Here is a 17,016-nt window from a genome sequence, read left to right as displayed (position 1 = left end):
GGTGGCGGCAGTCGAGAAGCTTCCGGGGTCCGTCCTCTTTGTGTGCAATCTCAACGCGGTGCGCTCGCCCATGGCCGAGGCATTGGCGAAGTCGCTTTACGGTAAACGCATTTTCATCGACTCCGCGGGGATCGAGCCTCAGCCGCGCGATCCCTTCGTGATCAATGTGATGACCGAGATCGGTGTCGACATGGCCGAGGATCACCCGATGGATGTCGAGGAGATCAATATCGGCTCCTTCGACCTCGTGATTTGCCTCACCGAGGAGGCCCGCGTCCGTGTCGCCGAACTCACTCGCGGACAGGCGGTCGACATCGACTTCTGGCCGACCATCGACCCTTTCGCGGGGGGCGAGCAGGGCAGCCGCGAGCAGAAGCTCGACGCCTATCGCCGTCTCCGCGATGACCTCCGCCGCCGGATCGAGCAGCGCTTCGGTGCTGCCGAAAAGAAGGCCAGCTGATGCGGGCAGGGCTGTCAGGGGCAAACGCCCCGGATTTCAGCGACGAATCAAAGGTTTGACCCCGCGCCGTGGCGGGAATTGGGCCACGGCCCTTGATTTTGGCCGGGTTTATGCTCATTCTCCCGCCAAATCTCGAAGGAATATGAATGTCCAAGGAAGAACTACTTGAGTTTCCGGGCGTGGTGACGGAATTGCTCCCGAACGCGACGTTCCGCGTCAAGCTCGAGAACGAGCACGAAATCATCGCTCACACCGCTGGCAAGATGCGCAAGAACCGCATTCGCGTTCTGGCGGGCGACAAGGTGCTTGTCGAAATGACGCCCTACGATCTGACCAAGGGCCGGATCACCTATCGCTTCAAGTAAGCGGACGGCGGGGTTCCACCCCGGACCCGTGCCCATTGCGAGCCCGAGCCCCATAGCGCCGTCATGACGTCCAAAGCCAAACCACGCCTTGTTCTTGCCAGTGCCTCGCCGCGCCGGATAGCGTTGCTTGCGCAGATCGGCGTCGAGCCCGATGAGGTGCGCCCGTCCGACATCGACGAGGCGCCCCTGAAGGGTGAACTGCCCCGCGAACATGCCCGCCGCCTCGCCCGTGAAAAGGCCGAAGCCGTGGCAAAGCTCGAGCCGGGCGCGCTGGTGCTTGCCGCCGATACGGTTGTCGCCTGCGGACGTCGGATTCTTCCCAAGGCGGAGACCGAGCCGCAGGTGCGGCAATGTCTTGCATTGCTCTCGGGCCGCGCACATCGCGTCTATACGGCGGTGACGTTGATCCGTCCGGATGGAAAGCTCATGGAGCGCGTCAGCGAAACGCGCGTGGCCTTCAAGCGCCTCTCCAAAGAGGAAATCGACCTATACGTCGAAAATGGCGAATGGCTCGGCAAGGCGGGCGGCTATGCAATTCAGGGGCATGCGGCGGTCTTTGTCCGCTTGCTGACCGGTTCTCATTCCGGTGTCATTGGCCTGCCGCTCTTCGAGACGGCGGCGCTTCTCACGGGTGCCGGTTTCCCGCTCTACCCAGCGCACTGACAACGGTGTTAGGATCGCGGGCATAGGAATTGCGAGGGAGGTTGATCGGCGTGTCGGGGGACGGGCCGATCGCTCAAGGGGTTTCATGTCCGAGGAAGTGCTGATCAATGTAGGGCCCGGCGAGACGCGTGTAGCGGTCGTCGAGAATGGCCGGCCCGTCGAGATCATCCTCGAGCGCAGGATGGAAGACGACCTCAAGGGCAAGACCGGCCGCGCGGGGCACTCGCTCCTCGGCAATATCTTTCTTGGCCGCGTACAGCGCGTGTTGCCCGGCATGCAGGCCGCTTTCGTCGAGATCGGGCTCGAGCGCGCGGGCTTTCTCGGCGCGCGCGAGGCGAAGTGCCTCTGCGAACTCGCCCAGCTCGACGAGCACATCCTGCCGCCCATCAGCGCCTGCGTGACCGAAGGCCAGACCATCCTCGTCCAGGCGACGAAGGATCCGATCGGCGACAAGGGCGCGCGGCTATCTGCCAATGTCACCATTCCGGGCCGGCTTCTCGTGCTTGTGCCAAATCAGTCGGGCGTCGCGCTCTCGCGCCGCATTGAGGACGAGGCGGAGCGCACGCGCCTCACGGCGCTTGTCGAGGAGATGATTGCCCGCTTCGGTTCGATGGGTGTCACGGGCGAACCGGCGGGCTTCATCGTTCGTACGGCGGCCATCGGCGCGACGGTGGACGACATCGCGGCCGATGCGCGCATGCTGGCCGAGGAATGGCGCAAGGTGCGTGAGGTCGAGAGGCGTTCGAACCCGCCCTGTGTCGTCTTCCACGATCTCGATCCTGTGTCGAAGACGCTGCGGGACTATGTAAGTTCCGATACCGCCCGCGTCCTCATCGACGATGCAGATGCCTTCGGCGAGGCACAGCGTTACGCGCGCCGCGCCATGCCGGAATTGCTCGACCGTATTCAGCTCTTCAACGGGCCGGGCGCGCTTTTCTCGCTCTACGACATCGATGGCGAGATCGAGCAGGCGCTGGAGCCGCGCGTCGAATTGAAATCGGGTGGCTGGATTACCGTCGAGACGACGGAAGCGCTGACCGCCATCGACGTCAATTCGGGCCGCTACACGGCGGCGACCGGCCTCGAGGAAACAAGCGCCAAGATCAATCTCGAAGCGGTGGACGAGATCATCTATCAGCTTCGCCTGCGGGGCACGGGCGGCCTCATCGTCATCGACTTCATCCATCTGAACGATCCGGCGAATATCGAAAAGGTGCTCGATGCGCTGAACACGGGCTTTGCCCATGATCGTGTGCCGACGCAGATTTCCGGCATGTCCGAATTTGGCCTCGTCGAAATGACGCGCAAGCGTGTGCGCGAGCCGCTGACCAAGCTGCTGACCGAGCCTGCCTATGCGAATGGCCGCCCGCGCCGCAAGACCTGCGCGACGGTCGCCAATGAATTGCTGCGGAAGATTGCCGCGGAAGCACATGCTGTACCTGGCCGCGCCATCATCGCTCGCGCCTCACCGGATGTCGTCGACTGGCTGGAGCGCGGCAATTCCTATCTGATCGACAGGCTACGCCAGAAAGTGGCCGTCAGCCTGCAGCTCGTCATGGAGCCGACCTTCACCCGCGAGCGCATCGATGTCGCCGCGGTGCAGTAGGAATTTGTCATGACCGACAATGTCGTGCCCCTGCGGCCGAGCCGTCCCTGTCCGATCTGCGGCAAGAAATCGGCGCCGAGCTTTCATCCCTTCTGCTCGAAGCACTGCGCCGATGTCGATCTCAACCGCTGGCTGAAAGGTTCCTACGCGATCCCCGCGGTCGAGCCGCCCGACGATTGGGATGAGGCAACGGGTGAGGCACCCGAGCAGGATTGAAAAATGGCCGTGTTGCAGGACACGGCCATTTCCAGTTTCGGTTCGGCGGAAATCATACCGCCGTGAATGTGTTGTCGACGAAGATATGGCTGCCATTGACGAAGCTCGCTTCGTCGCTGGCGAGGAAAAGCGCCGCCTGCGCCACTTCCTCGGGCTCGCAGAAGCGGCCCTGCATGGCCTTCATCGCTGCCTCCGAGGCGTCGACACCCTGCGCGGAGAGTTCGGTCACTTCGCGAATGCCATGCGCTGTGCGGATGAAACCGGGGCAGACGGCATTCACACGGATGCCCTTGTCGCGATATTCGACGGCGAGCGCACGGGAGAACTGGTGCACAGCGCCCTTGGTCGTGCAGTAGAGCACTTCGAGCGGCGTCGCCGTGATGGCGGAAATGGACGAGGTGTTGATGATCGAACCCTTGCCAGCCTTGAGCATGGTTGGCAACACCGCTTTGCACATCAGGAACATGCTCTTCACGTTGACCGCGTGGAGCCAGTCCCATTCCTCTTCCGTCGTTTCGAGGAAGGGCTTCACGACGATGGTGCCTGCATGATTGAACAGCACGTCGATCGTATCGAAGGCGTTTAGCGCTTCGTCGATAGCGGCGTTAACTTCGGCGGCGTTCGATACGTCGGCCTTGATCCCGATGGACGCGCCGCCCGAGGCGACGATCTTCTCGGCGAGTTTCTTTGCTGCCTCGCCCTGCCGGTCGACAATTACGACCTTGGCGCCTTCGTCCGCGAAGAGAAGCGAAGCCGCTTCGCCGCATCCGCCCGCGCCGCCGGACACCACCGCTACCTTGCCTGCGAGCCGTCCCGTCTTTGCATCCGCCATGAGAAGCCCCATTTGTCTCGGTCATGCAATTGAGAGGGCATGGGTGGCCAGTGTCAATCGGCCCGCGTCATTCGGAGCCAAGGCTACAAATATGATGGAGATATGCTATATGGCCGAAAATACCTGTTCATCCGGAGTGTGAGATGACGAGCGCGCCCAGTTCCGAAGCCTTTGCCGCCGCCGCCGCGGGCGTCATCGCCATGGCGCGTTACGCGGGTGACCGTCATTGGGTGCCCGCCACCAGCGGCAATTTCTCGGTGCGTATAGACGAGCGTTTTGCCGCCGTGACGGCGACAGGCGCAGACAAGGCCAATCTGACGGAAGCGGACGTGATCGCCGCCGAGATTTCGGGACCGAAGCATCCGCGCGCCTCCGCCGAAGCGCCGCTGCACCTCGTTCGTTATGCCTCAGATCCCTCTATCGGAGCCATTGCGCATATTCATACACTGCCTGCGACCCTTCTTTCCCGGCGTCATGCCGCGAAGGGCGCACTTCGCCTCGATGGGTGGGAATTGCTCAAGGCATTTACCGGCATCAAGACTCACGAAACAGCGCTCGACATTCCCATCGTGCCGAACGATCAGGATACGGATCGCCTCGCCGCGCTGATCGAGGAACGGCTGGGTGCGTCGGGTCCGGTTCCCGGCTATCTGATTGCCGGCCATGGGCTCTATGTATGGGGCGCGAGCGCGAAGGATGCGATCCGCCACATGGAGGCCTTCGATTTTCTTCTGACCGCCGAACTGCATGAGGAGAACGCGCGATGACGCAGCTCACCGTCTATGCCGACACCGATCCGTCGAAGATACTGATCGAGACACGCGAAGCCGCCGAGATCGCTGACGTTCTCTCCGACCTCGGCGTCGTCTTCGAGCGTTGGAACGCGTCCATTGCGCTGCCCGATGCGGCAGGCCAGGACGAAGTGCTGAAGGCCTATGAGGCCGATGTGAAGCGCATCATGGAGGCGGGCGGCTACAAATCGGTCGATGTTGCGCGTGTGACGCCCGATCATCCCGACCGCACTGCGCTGCGCCAGAAGTTCCTTGCCGAGCATACGCATGATGACGACGAAGTGAGGTTCTTCGTCGAAGGCGCCGGCGCCTTCTATCTGCATGTGCAGGGCAAGGTCTATCGCCTCGTCTGCGAGCGCAACGATCTCATCAGCGTGCCCGCCGGTACGATGCATTGGTTCGACACCGGCGAGCGCCCGCATTTCTGCGCCATCCGCATCTTCACCTCGCCCGACGGCTGGGTCGGCCATTTTACAGGCGACGACATCGCGACGCGCTTTCCGCTTTTCGAGAACGCCGCATGAGGATCGCGGCTGTCCTGACCGATATCGAAGGCACGACGACGCCGATCTCCTTTGTGCATGAGGCGCTGTTTCCCTATGCGCGCGCCCGCATTGCCGAGTTCTGCAAGGCGCATGAGGCGGAGCCGGAAGTCGCGGAGGCGCTTGCCGCGGCCCGCGCGCTCGACGGTTATCCCGGGCTCGATCTCGACACGACGATCGGGCTGCTCATCCGCTGGATCGACGAGGACCGGAAGGCCGGTCCACTGAAGACGCTGCAGGGCCTTATCTGGCGCAAGGGTTATGAAGAGGGTGTGCTGAAAGGTCAGGTCTATGAGGACGCCGCCGATTATCTCAATCGCTGGCATGCAAGCGGCATCAGCCTCTTCGTCTATTCTTCCGGGTCCGTCGAGGCGCAGAAGCTGATTTTCGGCTATTCCGATAAGGGCGATCTCGCGACGCTCTTCTCGGGCTTCTTCGACACCGCCGTCGGCGCGAAACTCGAGACGGCGTCTTACGAGCGCATCGCGCGGGAAGTCGGCATCAAGCCCGCCAACATTCTTTTCCTCTCCGATAATCCGGAGGAGATCGTGGCGGCGAAGGCGGCGGGCCTTCAGGTCGCGCGCATCGACCGAGCGCTCGGGTTGGACGATGCACATCGCGAGGATGGCGTTCTCGTCGCCGGTTCCTTCTCGCCCGTCGACCGGGACTTTTTCTAAGCCTCAGCGATAATCGGCTTCCACGGTCGCGTCGTGATGTGTGGCCGTGGAGATGGCACGGAAGACAAGCGTTAGTACCGCTGAGATGACGAGGTTCAGGATCACCGTGTAGAGCGCCGCATAGCCCGGCATGGTGACGCCGAAGATCGTCAGCGGCCATGTCGAGGTCTTGAAGCCGAGCGACCATGCCATCCAGGTGCCCGTGCCGATGCCCGCCGCCCAGCCGATGAGCAGCGCTCGCGGATCGAACCAGCGCGTATAGAGGCCGAAGAAGATCGCGGGCAGCGTCTGGATGATCCAGATGCCGCCGAGCAGTTGAAGCTGGATCGCGAGCCGCTGTTCGAGATTCAGCACGAAGACCAGCGCGCCCACCTTGGCAACCAGCGAAACGATCTTCGCCATGCTCGATTCCGCTTCCGCCGAGCAATTCGGCGCGATGAATTCCTTGTACACGTTGCGCGTGAAGAGGTTCGCGACCGCGATCGACATGATCGCGGCGGGAACCAGCGCGCCGATGCCCACGGCGGCGAAGGCGACGCCGACAAACCAGCTCGGGAACTGGTCGAGGAAGAGGGCGGGCACCGAGAAATTGGCCCCGTACATCTTAAAGCCCTCGGCAAATTCCGGCTTCGCCGAAACGCCCGCGGCAAGCGCCATGTAGCCGAGAAGCGCGATGAGGCCCAGCACGAAGGAATAGGCCGGCAGCAGCGCGGCGTTGCGGCGGATCACATGGCCCGAGCTTGCGCTCAGCACACCCGTCATCGAATGCGGGTAGAGGAAAAGGGCGAGCGCAGAGCCGAGCGCCAGCGTCGCATAGGCGCTGTAACCGCCGAGGCTGCCCTCGGCGGGTGGCGTCAGCGTCAGCTTTTCGGGCGCGACGGACGCGAAGATCGCGCCGTAGCCGCCGAGTTTTGCCGGAATGATGATCACGGCGGCGATGACGGTGATGTAGATCAGGAGATCTTTCACCACGGCGATCATGGCAGGCGCGCGAAGGCCGCTCGTATAGGTGAAGGCGGCGAGAATGATGAAGGCAATGATGATCGGCAGATGGCCATGGACGCCCATGGCGCCGATGACGACTTCCATGCCGACGAGCTGCAGCGCGATATAGGGCATGGTGGCGAGCATGCCCGTCGCCGCGATGGCTAGCGCGAGCGGGCGATAGCCATAGCGCCCCTTCACGAAATCCGCCGCCGTGACATAGCCGTGGCGATGGGCGACGGCCCAGAGGCGCGGGAAGATCACAAAGACCATCGGATAGACGAGCACGGTGTAGGGCACGGCGAAGAAGCCCATGGCGCCCGCGCTGAAGACGAGGGCGGGAACGGCGATGAATGTATAAGCCGTGTAGAGGTCGCCGCCGAGCAGGAACCAGGTGATGATGGTCCCGAAGCGGCGCCCGCCAAGGCCCCATTCATGAAGCTGGCTGAGGTCGCCCTGCCGCCAGCGCGCGGCGAGGAAGCCCAGAATGGTGATGAAGCCGAAAAGGCCCGTGAAAACGTAAAGCGCGGTCCAATTGATGGTCATGGGCTTACTCGGTCGCGAAATAGACGGCGATGGTCAGTACCGCACCGAGAGCGATCCAGAGCAGCTGATACCAGTAGAAGAAGGGGATGCCGGCAAGCGCAGGCTCGGCCGAATTGAAGAACGGTACCCAGAGCATCGCCGCGAAGGGCAGGAAGATCAGCGGCACAAGCCAGCGGCGCTTGTGCGGCCGCGCGTCATTATTCTCATCTGCCATGATATCCCCCCGTTTCGAGCCAGAACTCACCCGGCGGGAACATTAGTGGCTGGCATTCCGGCTGTCACCTGCTGAGGCGATAATGCCTTTCGCCTACTCGCCTGCGGCCACCACCACGTCCGCCGGTCTCCCGCCGAACCGCTTGCCCAGCCGGTCGAGATACACATAGAGCACCGGTGTGATGTAGAGCGTGAGCAACTGCGAAAGGATAAGGCCACCTACGACGGCGAGGCCGAGAGGCCGGCGCACTTCACCGCCTTCGCCGAAACCGATGGCGATGGGCAGAGTGCCCATGAGAGCAGCCATTGTCGTCATCATGATGGGGCGGAAGCGGATGATGGCGGCGCGGAAAATCGCCTCGTCAGGCGCCATGCCCTCGCCGCGCTCCCGCTCCAGCGCAAAGTCGATCATCATGATCGCGTTCTTCTTCACGATGCCGATGAGCATGATCATGCCGACAAAGGCGTAAAGCGTCAGCGGCAGGCCGAAGAGCCAGAGCGTCAGCAGCGCGCCGACCGCAGCCGAAGGCAGGCCGGAGAGAATGGTCAGCGGGTGGATGAAGCTCTCATAAAGAATGCCGAGAACGACATAGACGACGAGGATAGCAAGGCCGAGGAGCAGGCCGAGGCTCGACATCGAGCTCTGGAATGCCTGCGCCGTTCCCTGGAAGCTGGTGCTGATCGTCGCGGCCAGACGGATATTCTCCTGCGTCTGTTCGATCGTGCGCATAGCCTGGCTGAGCGCGACGCCTGGCGCGAGATTGAACGAGATGGTGACGGCGGGAAGCTGGCCGAGATGGTTCTCAGTCAGCGAGGTGGCGATATGGCTGGTTTGCGTCACGGCGGTGAGTGGTACGAGATTGCCGGACGATGAGCGCAGATAGAGGCGTTGCAACGCGGTTTCGTCCTGCTGATACCGCTTCTGCAGCTCCATCACGACTTCGTACTGATCGGACGAGGTGTAGATCGTCGAAATCTGTACGCCGCCGAAAGCCGAGGACAGCGCGGTCTGCACCTGCTGCGGCGTGATGCCGAGAGAGGCCGCTCGGTCGCGGTCGATTTTGACGCTGAGTGTCGGTGTCGAAAGGTCGAGGTCGCTCGTCACGTCCTGGAAGCCGGGCGCAGTGGCGAGCGCATTCTGGAGCTTCGTCGCGCCGGCATAGAGCGTCGGCAGGTCAAGATCTTGCAGTGTGTACTGGTATGAGGCCTTGGAGAGCTGGCCGCCGACGCGGATCGCCGGTGGGTTCTGCAGGTAGACCTTGAATCCCGCAACCTGCGCGAGCTTCGGCCTGAGTTCCTGGATGATCTGGTCGGCATTGAGGCTACGCTCGGAACGATCCTTCAGGCGCATGATAATCGTGCCGGCATTGACCGTCGTGCGTGAGCCGCCGGCGCCGACCGACGACATGACGGCAGCGACGTTCGGATCCTTCATGATGACGGCGACGGCCGCCTGCTGGTGGCGCGACATGTCGGCGATCGAAATGCCGTTCGGCCCTTCGGTCATGGCGATGATCTGACCCGTATCGCCGCTCGGCAGGAAGTCCTTGGGGATGATATTGAAGAGCGCGACGGTCGCGACGATGCTCAGGAGGAACACCGCGAAGATTGCGCGGTGATGGATCATGGCGATGCGCAGCGTGCGCTCGTATCCAGCCTCCATCGCGGTGAAGACGCGCTCGCTCCAGGCGAGGATCGCCCTCTGGCGTCCCGTGTCGTGGCCGGCACGGATCATGCGGCTGCACAGCATCGGCGTCAGCGTCACCGAGACGACGCCCGAGACGATGATGGCGATAACGATCGTGACAGCGAATTCATGCAGCAGCCGGCCGACGATGCCGCCCATGAAGAGCACGGGAATGAAGACGGCGGCGAGCGATACTGTCATCGACAGAATGGTGAAGGCGATCTCGCGCGAACCCTTCAGTGCCGCATCGAAGGGGCGCTCGCCATTCTCGATATGCCGCATGATGTTTTCGAGCATGACGATAGCGTCGTCGACGACGAAGCCGACGGCGAGCGTCAGCGCCATCAGCGACAGATTATCGAGGCTGTAGCCGAGAAAGGCCATGCCTGCGAAGGTGCCGATGACTGCGATGGGAAGTGCCAGCGACGGAATGATCGTCGCCGAGAGAGTGCGCAGGAAGAGGAAGATCACGAGCACGACGAGCGCTGCGGCAAGCACTAGCGTGAACTGCACGTCGGCGACCGAGGCGCGGATCGACTGGCTGCGGTCGTAGAGCACGTCGAAGGAGATCGACGCTGGCAGCTGCTGCTGGAATGCCGGCAGGACCTTGTTGATCGCATCGACCACCGCGATGGTGTTGGCGCCGGGCTGGCGCTGGATCGACAGTACGATCGCGCGGTTCTGACCGGACCAGCTTGCGACCTGGTCATTCTCGACGCTGTCGACGACGTCGCCGATGTCGCCGAACCGCACCGGTGCGCCGTCGCGCCAGGCAACGATCTGGCGCCGGAAGGCTTCAGCGTCGACGAGCTGGCCGTTGGCGCGGATGACGGTATTGCGCGTCGGGCCGTTGAGCGCCCCGGTGGGATTGTTGACGTTCGCCGCCTGCGCCGCCGCCGTTACCTCGTCGATGCCGAGGCCGCGTGCGGCAACCTGCTCGGGATTGAGCTGGATGCGCACCGCATATTTCTGCGAGCCATAGACATTGACCTGCGCGACGCCGTCAATGGTCGAGAGGCGCCGCGAGAGGATGCTTTCGGCATAACGGTCGACCTCGCTCAAGGGCAGGACCTTCGAACTCATCATCAGGAAGAGGATGGGCGAGTCCGCCGGATTGACCTTGCGGAGTGTCGGCGGGTTCGGCATGCCGTCGGGCAATTGCCGCTGCGCAGCAGAAATCGCCGCCTGTACGTCCTGCGCCGCCGCATCGATGTTCCGGTCGAGCTTGAACTGCAACGTGATGCGTGTCGAACCAAGGCTCGACGTTGAGGTCATCTGGTCGATGCCGGCAATGGTCGAGAACTGGCTTTCAAGCGGCGTCGCAACAGCGGACGCCATCGTTTCCGGATCGGCGCCCGGAAGCGAGGCAGAAACCGAGATTGTTGGAAAATCGACGGCAGGCAATTCACTCGTCGGCAATTGCATGTAGCCGAAGGCGCCGAAAAGTACGGTCGCGACCATGACGAGCGTCGTCATGACCGGGCGGCGGATGAAGACCTCGGAAATATTCATGAGGCCGCCGGTCCCTTCGCGGCGATCTTGACGCCCATGCCCGGTGCGACGCGGAGCTGGCCGTCGACGATCACGTTTTCACCTTCCTTCACCGCTCCGTCGACTGCGGCAATGTCGCCCGCCTGGTCGAGCACCGTGATGTTGCGCAGTTCGACCTTCATCTCTGGTGTAACGACATAGACATATTGTCCGTTCTGGCCGGTATTCACGGCATCGCGCGGCACCGTGATCGCCTGCTTCAGATCGGCGATGCGGACGCGCACATCGACATACTCGCCGGGTACAAGCCGCATGTCGGCATTGTCATAGGTGGCGCGGAGCTCGATCGTGCCACTCGTCGCGTTGATCGTGTTGCCGATGAAGTCGATGGGTGCGACGACCTCGCCGTCCTTCTCGCCATGCGTCTTGAGCGAAGCAACAAGGCTCTTGCTCGCCAGGGCCTGCTGTAGCTTCGGCAGATTCTGCTGGGCGAGCGCGAAGGAGATTTTGACCGGCTGGATCTGCGTCACGGTGACGAGCGGCGTTCCGCTCGCAGAGGTAATGATGTTGCCGACATCGACAAGGAAGGGGCCCGTCTTGCCGTCGATGGGTGAGCGGATTTCGGTATAGCCGAGTTGAAGATCGGCCTGGTCGACGGCCGCGCGGTCCGCAGCGACGCTGCCTGCCAATGCCTTCGATTGAGCAATCGCGGCGTCGCGCGTCTGCTCGGAGACATAGCCGTTTTTGACGAGCTTGTTGGCACGGCCGAGGTCGAGTTGCGCATTGGCGAGCTGTGCCTCGTCGCGTTGCAGATTGGCGCGTGCTGCACGCAACGCGGCCTCGTAGGGCGCCCGATCGATCTGGAAGAGGAGATCGCCCTTGCGGACGAGTTGGCCTTCCTTGAAACCCGCGCCCACGATCTGTCCGTCGATGCGCGACTTCACCTGCACCGTGGCATTGGCGACGACCGTGCCGACTGCCTGCGCATAGACGGGAATGTCGCGTCGCTGGGCGGGTGCGACGGCGACGGAAGGCGTGTCCACGCCCTTGCCTTTGTGCGCTACATCGCCGCCAAAATAACTGTGAACCGCAAACCCTGCGAACAGCAAGCCACCGGCCGCAATGAGAACCGTACGAGGAGATGCCCTGCGAATTTGAATATCCTCATTTTTATCGTGGTTTTCCGCGCCGCGTCCCCGGCTGCCCGTCGTTGAAACGGGAGGCGTACGGGCGAACCGTCGCATCGAACCGTCGCATCAATGCGAGCTTTTCGATTTTGTTATCGACCGCCTTGCGCGGTCCGGTCAATCGAGAAGAACGAAGCGCCCAGCCACTTCAACGAAATGTCATGGCCGGTGTCGTTGCGGGCAGAAAGCGCTCTTGACGGCACCAGAAGAGTTTTGTACCGATTGGTCCATAATTTGACCGTTCGGTACAAGCCGGAGAGTTTCCATGTCGCCGCGCCCACCCCTGCCGCCCTTCACCGCCGAAACTGCTGTGCAAAAGGCTCGCATGGCCGAAGATGCCTGGAACAGCCGCGACCCTGAGCGTGTCGCCCTCGCCTATACGGAAGGCAGCGTCTGGCGCAATCGGGCCGAGTTCGTCACGGGCCGCGCGGAGATCGTCGCGTTTCTCGGGCGCAAGTGGCGGCGCGAAAATGAATACCGGCTCATCAAGGAAGTCTGGGCTTGCGAAGGAAATCGCATCGCCGTGCGCTTTGCCTATGAATGGCACGACGATTCCGGCCAATGGTTCCGGTCCTATGGCAACGAGAACTGGGAGTTCGACGACGACGGCCTGATGCGCCGCCGCTTCGCCAGCATCAACGATCTGCCCATTGCAGAAGAGGAGCGCAAATTCCACTGGCCCCTCGGTGTACGGCCGTTGAATCATCCTGGCCTCTCCGATCTGGGGTTATGAGGTCCATGTCCAGAAAACCCGTCGAACGCGCCGATCTGCCGCAGCTCCTTGCGGAAGTCTTTCGCAAGCATGGCTATGAGGGCGCGAGTCTTGCCTTCATCAGCGAGGCGACGGGCCTCGGCAAGGGCAGCCTCTACAACTTTTTCCCGGGCGGAAAGGAGGAGATGGCCGCCGCTGTGCTCGCCGATGTGGACACGTGGTTTGAGGGGGATGTCTTCTTGCCCTTGCGCGAAGAGGCTGACGCGGGAAAGGCCATTTCAACGATGCTCGATGCCGTCGATGCCTATTTCCGTTCGGGCCGGCGCATCTGCCTCGTCGGGGCCTTCGCCCTCGACGATGCGCGCAGCCGGTTCGCTGTGCGTATCCACGGCTATTTCGTGCGTTGGATCGAGGCGCTTGCCGCCGCTCTCACAAGGGCGGGGCGGAAGGACGCCGCTGCGCTGGCCGAGGAGGCCGTAGGCCTCATTCAGGGTGCCATCGTCCTGTCGCGGGCGCTGGACGATGCGGGAGCCTTCGACCGGATCATCGGCACCCTGCGGAGGCGACTGGTGGCTCCGCAGCAGGTCAGGGGCCGTTCCGCTCAGGGCTGAGGTTCCTCGCGGCGGATTGCCTCGGCCCTTCGATAGATATTGCAATTCATTCGCAAACTCGATAACCAACATCTTCCTGGCGGCGGCAAGCCGTGCGGCGCGAAGAGCCGGATTTGGTTGGTTACGGGTCATGGTCATCATAGACACGAGGTCGGGCAGAGGCGGGGCGGGCGCGGGCGCGCTGGGGCCGGAAATCTGGTTCCGCTCGGGTACCGAACGCCCCGGGCTCTTTCCGGGTCTTGCCCGCGTGCTTGAGGCCTTCTTTACGCGCTACCGCAAATTTCTACCCTATGTTCATGCGGCGATGTTCGTCGCCTTCCTCGTCGCGATCATCGTTCCGCTCTTTCTGCCGCTTCCGCCGGAAGATGCGACGCCGCTCAACAACTTCACGGTGGCGGTAAACTTCGCCTTCTGGGGCATCTGGTTTCCGCTGGTCTTCCTTTCGGTGATCTTCACCGGGCGCAGCTGGTGTGGTGTGCTCTGCCCCATGGGCGCCGCGTCCGAATGGGCGAACAAGGTCGGCTTGCAGCGGCAGATTCCGCGCTGGATCAAATGGGAAGGCACGCCCATTGTCAGCTTTCTCATCATCACCATTCTCGGCCAGACGGTCGGCGTGCGCGATCATCCGCTCGGTATCGCCGAAGTCTTTGGCGGCACGCTGCTCGCCGCCGTGACCATGGGCTTCATCTATGGCCGCAAGAAGCGCGCATGGTGCCGCCATGCTTGCCCTATCGGCCTGTTGCTCGGCGTCTTCTCGCGCCTCGGCGCAGTGCAGTTTGCGCCCAAGAGCAAGCATCCGGGCGGTGACGCCTATGCCGAGCGCGGCATTTGCCCGACCATGATCTCGATCCCGCGCAAGGAAGAATCGCGCCACTGCATTGAATGCTTCCGCTGCGTGAAACCGTCTTCGCCCGGCGGCCTTTTCCTCCGCCTGCGCGCGCCCGGCGAAGAAGTCGCGAAAATCCGCGATCACAATCCAAATGCCGCCGAAGTGTGGTTCCTCTTTGTCGGCACCGGCGCAGCGCTGGGCGGGTTCCTCTGGCTTATCCTGCCGAGCTATCAGACATGGCGCATGGCTCTCGGCACATGGGCGATCGACCACAACATGTTCTGGGTCGGCGAGCCGGGGCCCTGGTGGCTGATGAGTGTGCATCCGGAAGCGCGCGAGGTTTTTACCTGGCTCGATTTCACGATGATCGTCGGCTACATGCTCGGCTGGGCGGCACTTCTCGCGGCGGGCCTTGCGCTCGCAACCGGTCTTTCGTCCTGGATCGCTGGACGCCTCGGTGGCGAAGGCAGCTTCCGCGCTCGCTTTGTCGAGCTTGGCTATCAGTTCGCGCCCGTGGCGATGGTCTCATTGCTTCTCGGTCTTGGCGGCAAGCTTTTTGACACCGTTGTAGCCGCTGGCGCACCCGCCGCACTCGTCGGCGATTTCAAGGCCGCATTGCTTGCCGGAGCGACGCTTTGGGGCCTCGCGCTCGGTGCGCGCATCCTCGCGCGTCAGGGCGTTTCTTTCTATTCCCGGATGTTCGCTTTGGCCCCGGGCCTCGCGGGCAGCATCTTCATCGTTTTCTCGTGGTGGCCAGCCGTTGTCGGCGCCTGAGTTTTCTTTCGTTCGAGTCAATTAAAGGACAGATGCCATGACATCTCTGAAACAGCGTCTTGCCGCCTTGCCTCTTGCCTTGTCGCTTGCGGCGCTTGCCACACCATCCTCCGCGGGTGAAGTAGCGGTCGGCAATCCTGTCGAGAAGGACGGCATGAACATCGCCGCCGTCTATCTGCAGTCGGTCAAGATGGCGCCGGAGCTTCCGGGCATGGACAAGCCGACCGATATTCATCTGGAGGCGGACATTCATGCCGTGCGCGGAAATGAACAGGGCTTCCGCGACGAGGCCTGGATTCCTTACCTCACGATCACCTACACGATCGAGAAGCTCGGTTCGGACTGGAAGACGGCGGGGCTCTTCCTACCCATGTGCGCAGATGATGGTCCTCACTACGGCGACAATGTGAAGCTCGACGGCGCCGGTAAGTACAAGGTGACGTTCAACATTCAGCCGCCTGCCTATAACGGCTTTTATCATCACGTCGACAAGGAGACGGGCACGAAGGAATGGTGGGAACCCTTCCAGGTCGCCTGGGACTTCGCCTATGTCGGCACCGGCAAAAAGGGCGGCTACTGAGCCCTTCGCTGTTTGAAGAATCGAAAAGGCCCGCCGGAGATTTCCGGCGGGCCTCTTTCGTCAGAGTAAAGCGGATGAGGCCGCTTTACTTGCACCTGTTATCCTTCTGGCAACCCATATAGGCGCCCGCCGCCGCACCGACCGCGCCGCCGACGATAGCGCCCGTGACGAGGCTGGTGCCTGCTACTGCCGTCGCCGCGAGACCGATCGCGCCGCCGATGGCGCCGCCAGAAAGCGCGCCCTGGGTCGTGTTGTCCTGATTGGTGCAGGCAGTCGTACCCAAAAGCGCCGCCACCGCTACGATTGTCACTGCTTTCCTCATCGAAACCTCCGTGAATGCGCCCCCTCAGAGCGCGGCCTTTCAGCGACGCGAATCGCTGCCCGCCGCATCGCGAAGATGAAAGCCTCGCAAGGTTTCCGGTCGAGAATGTGGCTGAAATCTGGCAATAAGGCGGGCGCGGGCCTAAGAAGGCGGACTTGTGTTGAAGCTCCTGCTCGCGGAAACTTCCGGCGTGACCAGATCAAGACCCTCATCGAGGCCCGGCCCTGCGGCGCGGCGGCCCGCCAAAGCGCCCCGCAGCAGGCTCCGCAGAGTGGTCGGCAATCTCCTGCTGCTGCTCTTCGTCGGTCCGGCGCTGGTCATTCTTCTCTATCGCATCGTGCCGCCGCCGGTGACGCCGCTGATGCTGATCCGTCTCGTCGAGGGTTATGGAATCTCGAAGGATTGGGTCCCGCTCTCCCAGATTTCGCCCAATCTCCAGCGGGCCGTCATCGCCTCCGAGGATGCGAAATTCTGTAGGCATCGCGGCTTCGATTGGGAGGCGGTCGACAATGCGATCGAGCGGCTGCAGCAGAAGCGCCATCGTGTGCTGGGCGCGAGCACGATCAGCATGCAGACCTCGAAGAATCTGTTTCTCTGGCCGGGGCGCACATTTCTGCGCAAGGGCGGTGAGGCCTATCTGACTGTCTGGCTTGAAGCGCTGCTGCCGAAGAAACGCATTCTCGAGCTCTATCTGAACGAGATCGAATGGGGACCGGGCATTTACGGCGCCGAAGCCGCGGCCCAGACTTATTTCGGCGTCAGCGCGGCGCGGCTCTCGCCCTATCAGGCCGCGCTCATGGCGGCAGTGCTCCCCAATCCACTCAAATGGCATCCCGACAAGCCGGGCGACTGGACGCGGGCCCGCGCCTATACGATCGAGGCGCGTATGCAGAGCGTGGTGCTCGGCAAGAATGCGCCTTGTCCCTGA

At 62.6% G+C, this 17,016-nt stretch carries 19 protein-coding genes; 13 read left to right on the top strand and 6 right to left on the bottom strand.

The features are described from left to right. Position 1: 1 nt before the first annotated feature. The 5 genes from F2P47_RS05390 (at position 2) to yacG (ending at position 3,310) form a co-directional block, all read left to right on the top strand. A complete protein-coding gene (locus F2P47_RS05390) occupies positions 2-460 on the top strand; it encodes an arsenate-mycothiol transferase ArsC (RefSeq protein WP_246176752.1) in 459 nt (152 codons plus the stop codon). Positions 461-606: 146 nt separating this feature from the next. Next, positions 607-825: a translation initiation factor IF-1 gene (infA, locus tag F2P47_RS05385; protein WP_011995440.1), complete on the top strand. Its 219-nt coding sequence runs from the start codon at positions 607-609 to the stop codon at positions 823-825. A 63-nt stretch (positions 826-888) separates the two neighbouring features. Beyond that, positions 889-1,488, top strand: a complete 600-nt coding sequence (locus F2P47_RS05380) for a Maf family protein (RefSeq protein WP_152215154.1) — start codon at positions 889-891, stop codon at positions 1,486-1,488. 85 nt (positions 1,489-1,573) lie between these two features. Then, positions 1,574-3,094, top strand: a complete 1,521-nt coding sequence (locus tag F2P47_RS05375; RefSeq protein WP_152215153.1) for an Rne/Rng family ribonuclease — start codon at positions 1,574-1,576, stop codon at positions 3,092-3,094. A gap of 9 nt (positions 3,095-3,103) precedes the next feature. Continuing rightward, complete coding sequence (yacG, locus tag F2P47_RS05370; RefSeq protein WP_152215152.1) at positions 3,104-3,310, top strand: DNA gyrase inhibitor YacG; 207 nt, start codon at positions 3,104-3,106, stop codon at positions 3,308-3,310. Positions 3,311-3,362: 52 nt separating this feature from the next. Here the strand turns inward: yacG and F2P47_RS05365 are convergent, their stop codons facing one another. Then, positions 3,363-4,142, bottom strand: a complete 780-nt coding sequence (locus F2P47_RS05365) for an SDR family NAD(P)-dependent oxidoreductase (RefSeq protein ID WP_152215151.1) — start codon at positions 4,140-4,142, stop codon at positions 3,363-3,365. A gap of 143 nt (positions 4,143-4,285) precedes the next feature. On the opposite strand from F2P47_RS05365, the gene mtnB reads away from it, so the two are divergent. The 3 genes from mtnB to mtnC are packed head-to-tail and all read left to right on the top strand — an operon-like array spanning position 4,286 to position 6,152. Further along, positions 4,286-4,909, top strand: coding sequence for a methylthioribulose 1-phosphate dehydratase (gene mtnB / locus F2P47_RS05360; protein ID WP_152215150.1), 624 nt, complete (start codon positions 4,286-4,288; stop codon positions 4,907-4,909). Further along, complete coding sequence (locus F2P47_RS05355) at positions 4,906-5,457, top strand: 1,2-dihydroxy-3-keto-5-methylthiopentene dioxygenase (protein ID WP_152215149.1); 552 nt, start codon at positions 4,906-4,908, stop codon at positions 5,455-5,457. Before mtnB ends, F2P47_RS05355 begins: the two co-directional genes overlap by 4 nt. Then, complete coding sequence (gene mtnC / locus F2P47_RS05350) at positions 5,454-6,152, top strand: acireductone synthase (protein WP_152215148.1); 699 nt, start codon at positions 5,454-5,456, stop codon at positions 6,150-6,152. The genes F2P47_RS05355 and mtnC overlap by 4 nt, the downstream gene beginning before the upstream one ends. 3 nt (positions 6,153-6,155) lie before the next feature. Here mtnC and mctP read toward each other — a convergent pair whose 3' ends face one another. The 4 genes from mctP to F2P47_RS05330 all read right to left on the bottom strand — a co-directional run bounded on the left by mctP (position 6,156) and on the right by F2P47_RS05330 (position 12,116). Continuing rightward, the gene (mctP, locus tag F2P47_RS05345; protein WP_152215147.1) at positions 6,156-7,682 is read right to left on the bottom strand and encodes a monocarboxylate uptake permease MctP; all 1,527 of its coding nucleotides are present in this window, start codon (positions 7,680-7,682) and stop codon (positions 6,156-6,158) included. Between the two features lie 4 nt (positions 7,683-7,686). Beyond that, positions 7,687-7,896: a DUF3311 domain-containing protein gene (locus tag F2P47_RS05340; RefSeq protein ID WP_152215146.1), complete on the bottom strand. Its 210-nt coding sequence runs from the start codon at positions 7,894-7,896 to the stop codon at positions 7,687-7,689. Positions 7,897-7,989: 93 nt separating this feature from the next. Then, positions 7,990-11,094 carry an efflux RND transporter permease subunit gene (locus F2P47_RS05335; protein ID WP_152215145.1) on the bottom strand — a complete coding sequence of 1,035 codons (3,105 nt, stop codon included), beginning with the start codon at positions 11,092-11,094 and terminating at the stop codon, positions 7,990-7,992. Continuing rightward, the gene (locus F2P47_RS05330) at positions 11,091-12,116 is read right to left on the bottom strand and encodes an efflux RND transporter periplasmic adaptor subunit (RefSeq protein ID WP_185680958.1); all 1,026 of its coding nucleotides are present in this window, start codon (positions 12,114-12,116) and stop codon (positions 11,091-11,093) included. The genes F2P47_RS05335 and F2P47_RS05330 overlap by 4 nt, the downstream gene beginning before the upstream one ends. Positions 12,117-12,525: 409 nt before the next feature. On the opposite strand from F2P47_RS05330, the gene F2P47_RS05325 reads away from it, so the two are divergent. The 4 genes from F2P47_RS05325 (at position 12,526) to F2P47_RS05310 (ending at position 15,766) form a co-directional block, all read left to right on the top strand. Then, positions 12,526-12,993 carry a nuclear transport factor 2 family protein gene (locus tag F2P47_RS05325; RefSeq protein ID WP_152215143.1) on the top strand — a complete coding sequence of 156 codons (468 nt, stop codon included), beginning with the start codon at positions 12,526-12,528 and terminating at the stop codon, positions 12,991-12,993. A 5-nt stretch (positions 12,994-12,998) separates the two neighbouring features. Continuing rightward, the gene (locus tag F2P47_RS05320; RefSeq protein ID WP_152215142.1) at positions 12,999-13,583 is read left to right on the top strand and encodes a TetR/AcrR family transcriptional regulator; all 585 of its coding nucleotides are present in this window, start codon (positions 12,999-13,001) and stop codon (positions 13,581-13,583) included. A gap of 130 nt (positions 13,584-13,713) precedes the next feature. Beyond that, a complete protein-coding gene (locus tag F2P47_RS05315) occupies positions 13,714-15,186 on the top strand; it encodes a 4Fe-4S binding protein (RefSeq protein ID WP_152215141.1) in 1,473 nt (490 codons plus the stop codon). 37 nt (positions 15,187-15,223) lie between these two features. Beyond that, positions 15,224-15,766 carry an iron transporter gene (locus F2P47_RS05310; protein ID WP_152215140.1) on the top strand — a complete coding sequence of 181 codons (543 nt, stop codon included), beginning with the start codon at positions 15,224-15,226 and terminating at the stop codon, positions 15,764-15,766. Between the two features lie 85 nt (positions 15,767-15,851). On the opposite strand, the gene F2P47_RS05305 is transcribed toward F2P47_RS05310, so the two are convergent. Further along, positions 15,852-16,088 carry a hypothetical protein gene (locus F2P47_RS05305; RefSeq protein ID WP_152215139.1) on the bottom strand — a complete coding sequence of 79 codons (237 nt, stop codon included), beginning with the start codon at positions 16,086-16,088 and terminating at the stop codon, positions 15,852-15,854. Between the two features lie 271 nt (positions 16,089-16,359). Here F2P47_RS05305 and mtgA point away from each other — a divergent pair, with 271 nt between their 5' ends. Then, positions 16,360-17,016 (top strand): monofunctional biosynthetic peptidoglycan transglycosylase, encoded by a 657-nt coding sequence (gene mtgA, locus F2P47_RS05300; protein WP_246176751.1) that lies wholly within the window; start codon positions 16,360-16,362, stop codon positions 17,014-17,016.

The sequence above is a fragment of the Parvibaculum sedimenti genome (assembly GCF_009184905.1).
GTDB classification, from domain to species: Bacteria; Pseudomonadota; Alphaproteobacteria; order Parvibaculales; family Parvibaculaceae; genus Parvibaculum; species Parvibaculum sedimenti.
This window is presented reverse-complemented; position numbering and strand designations above follow the sequence as displayed.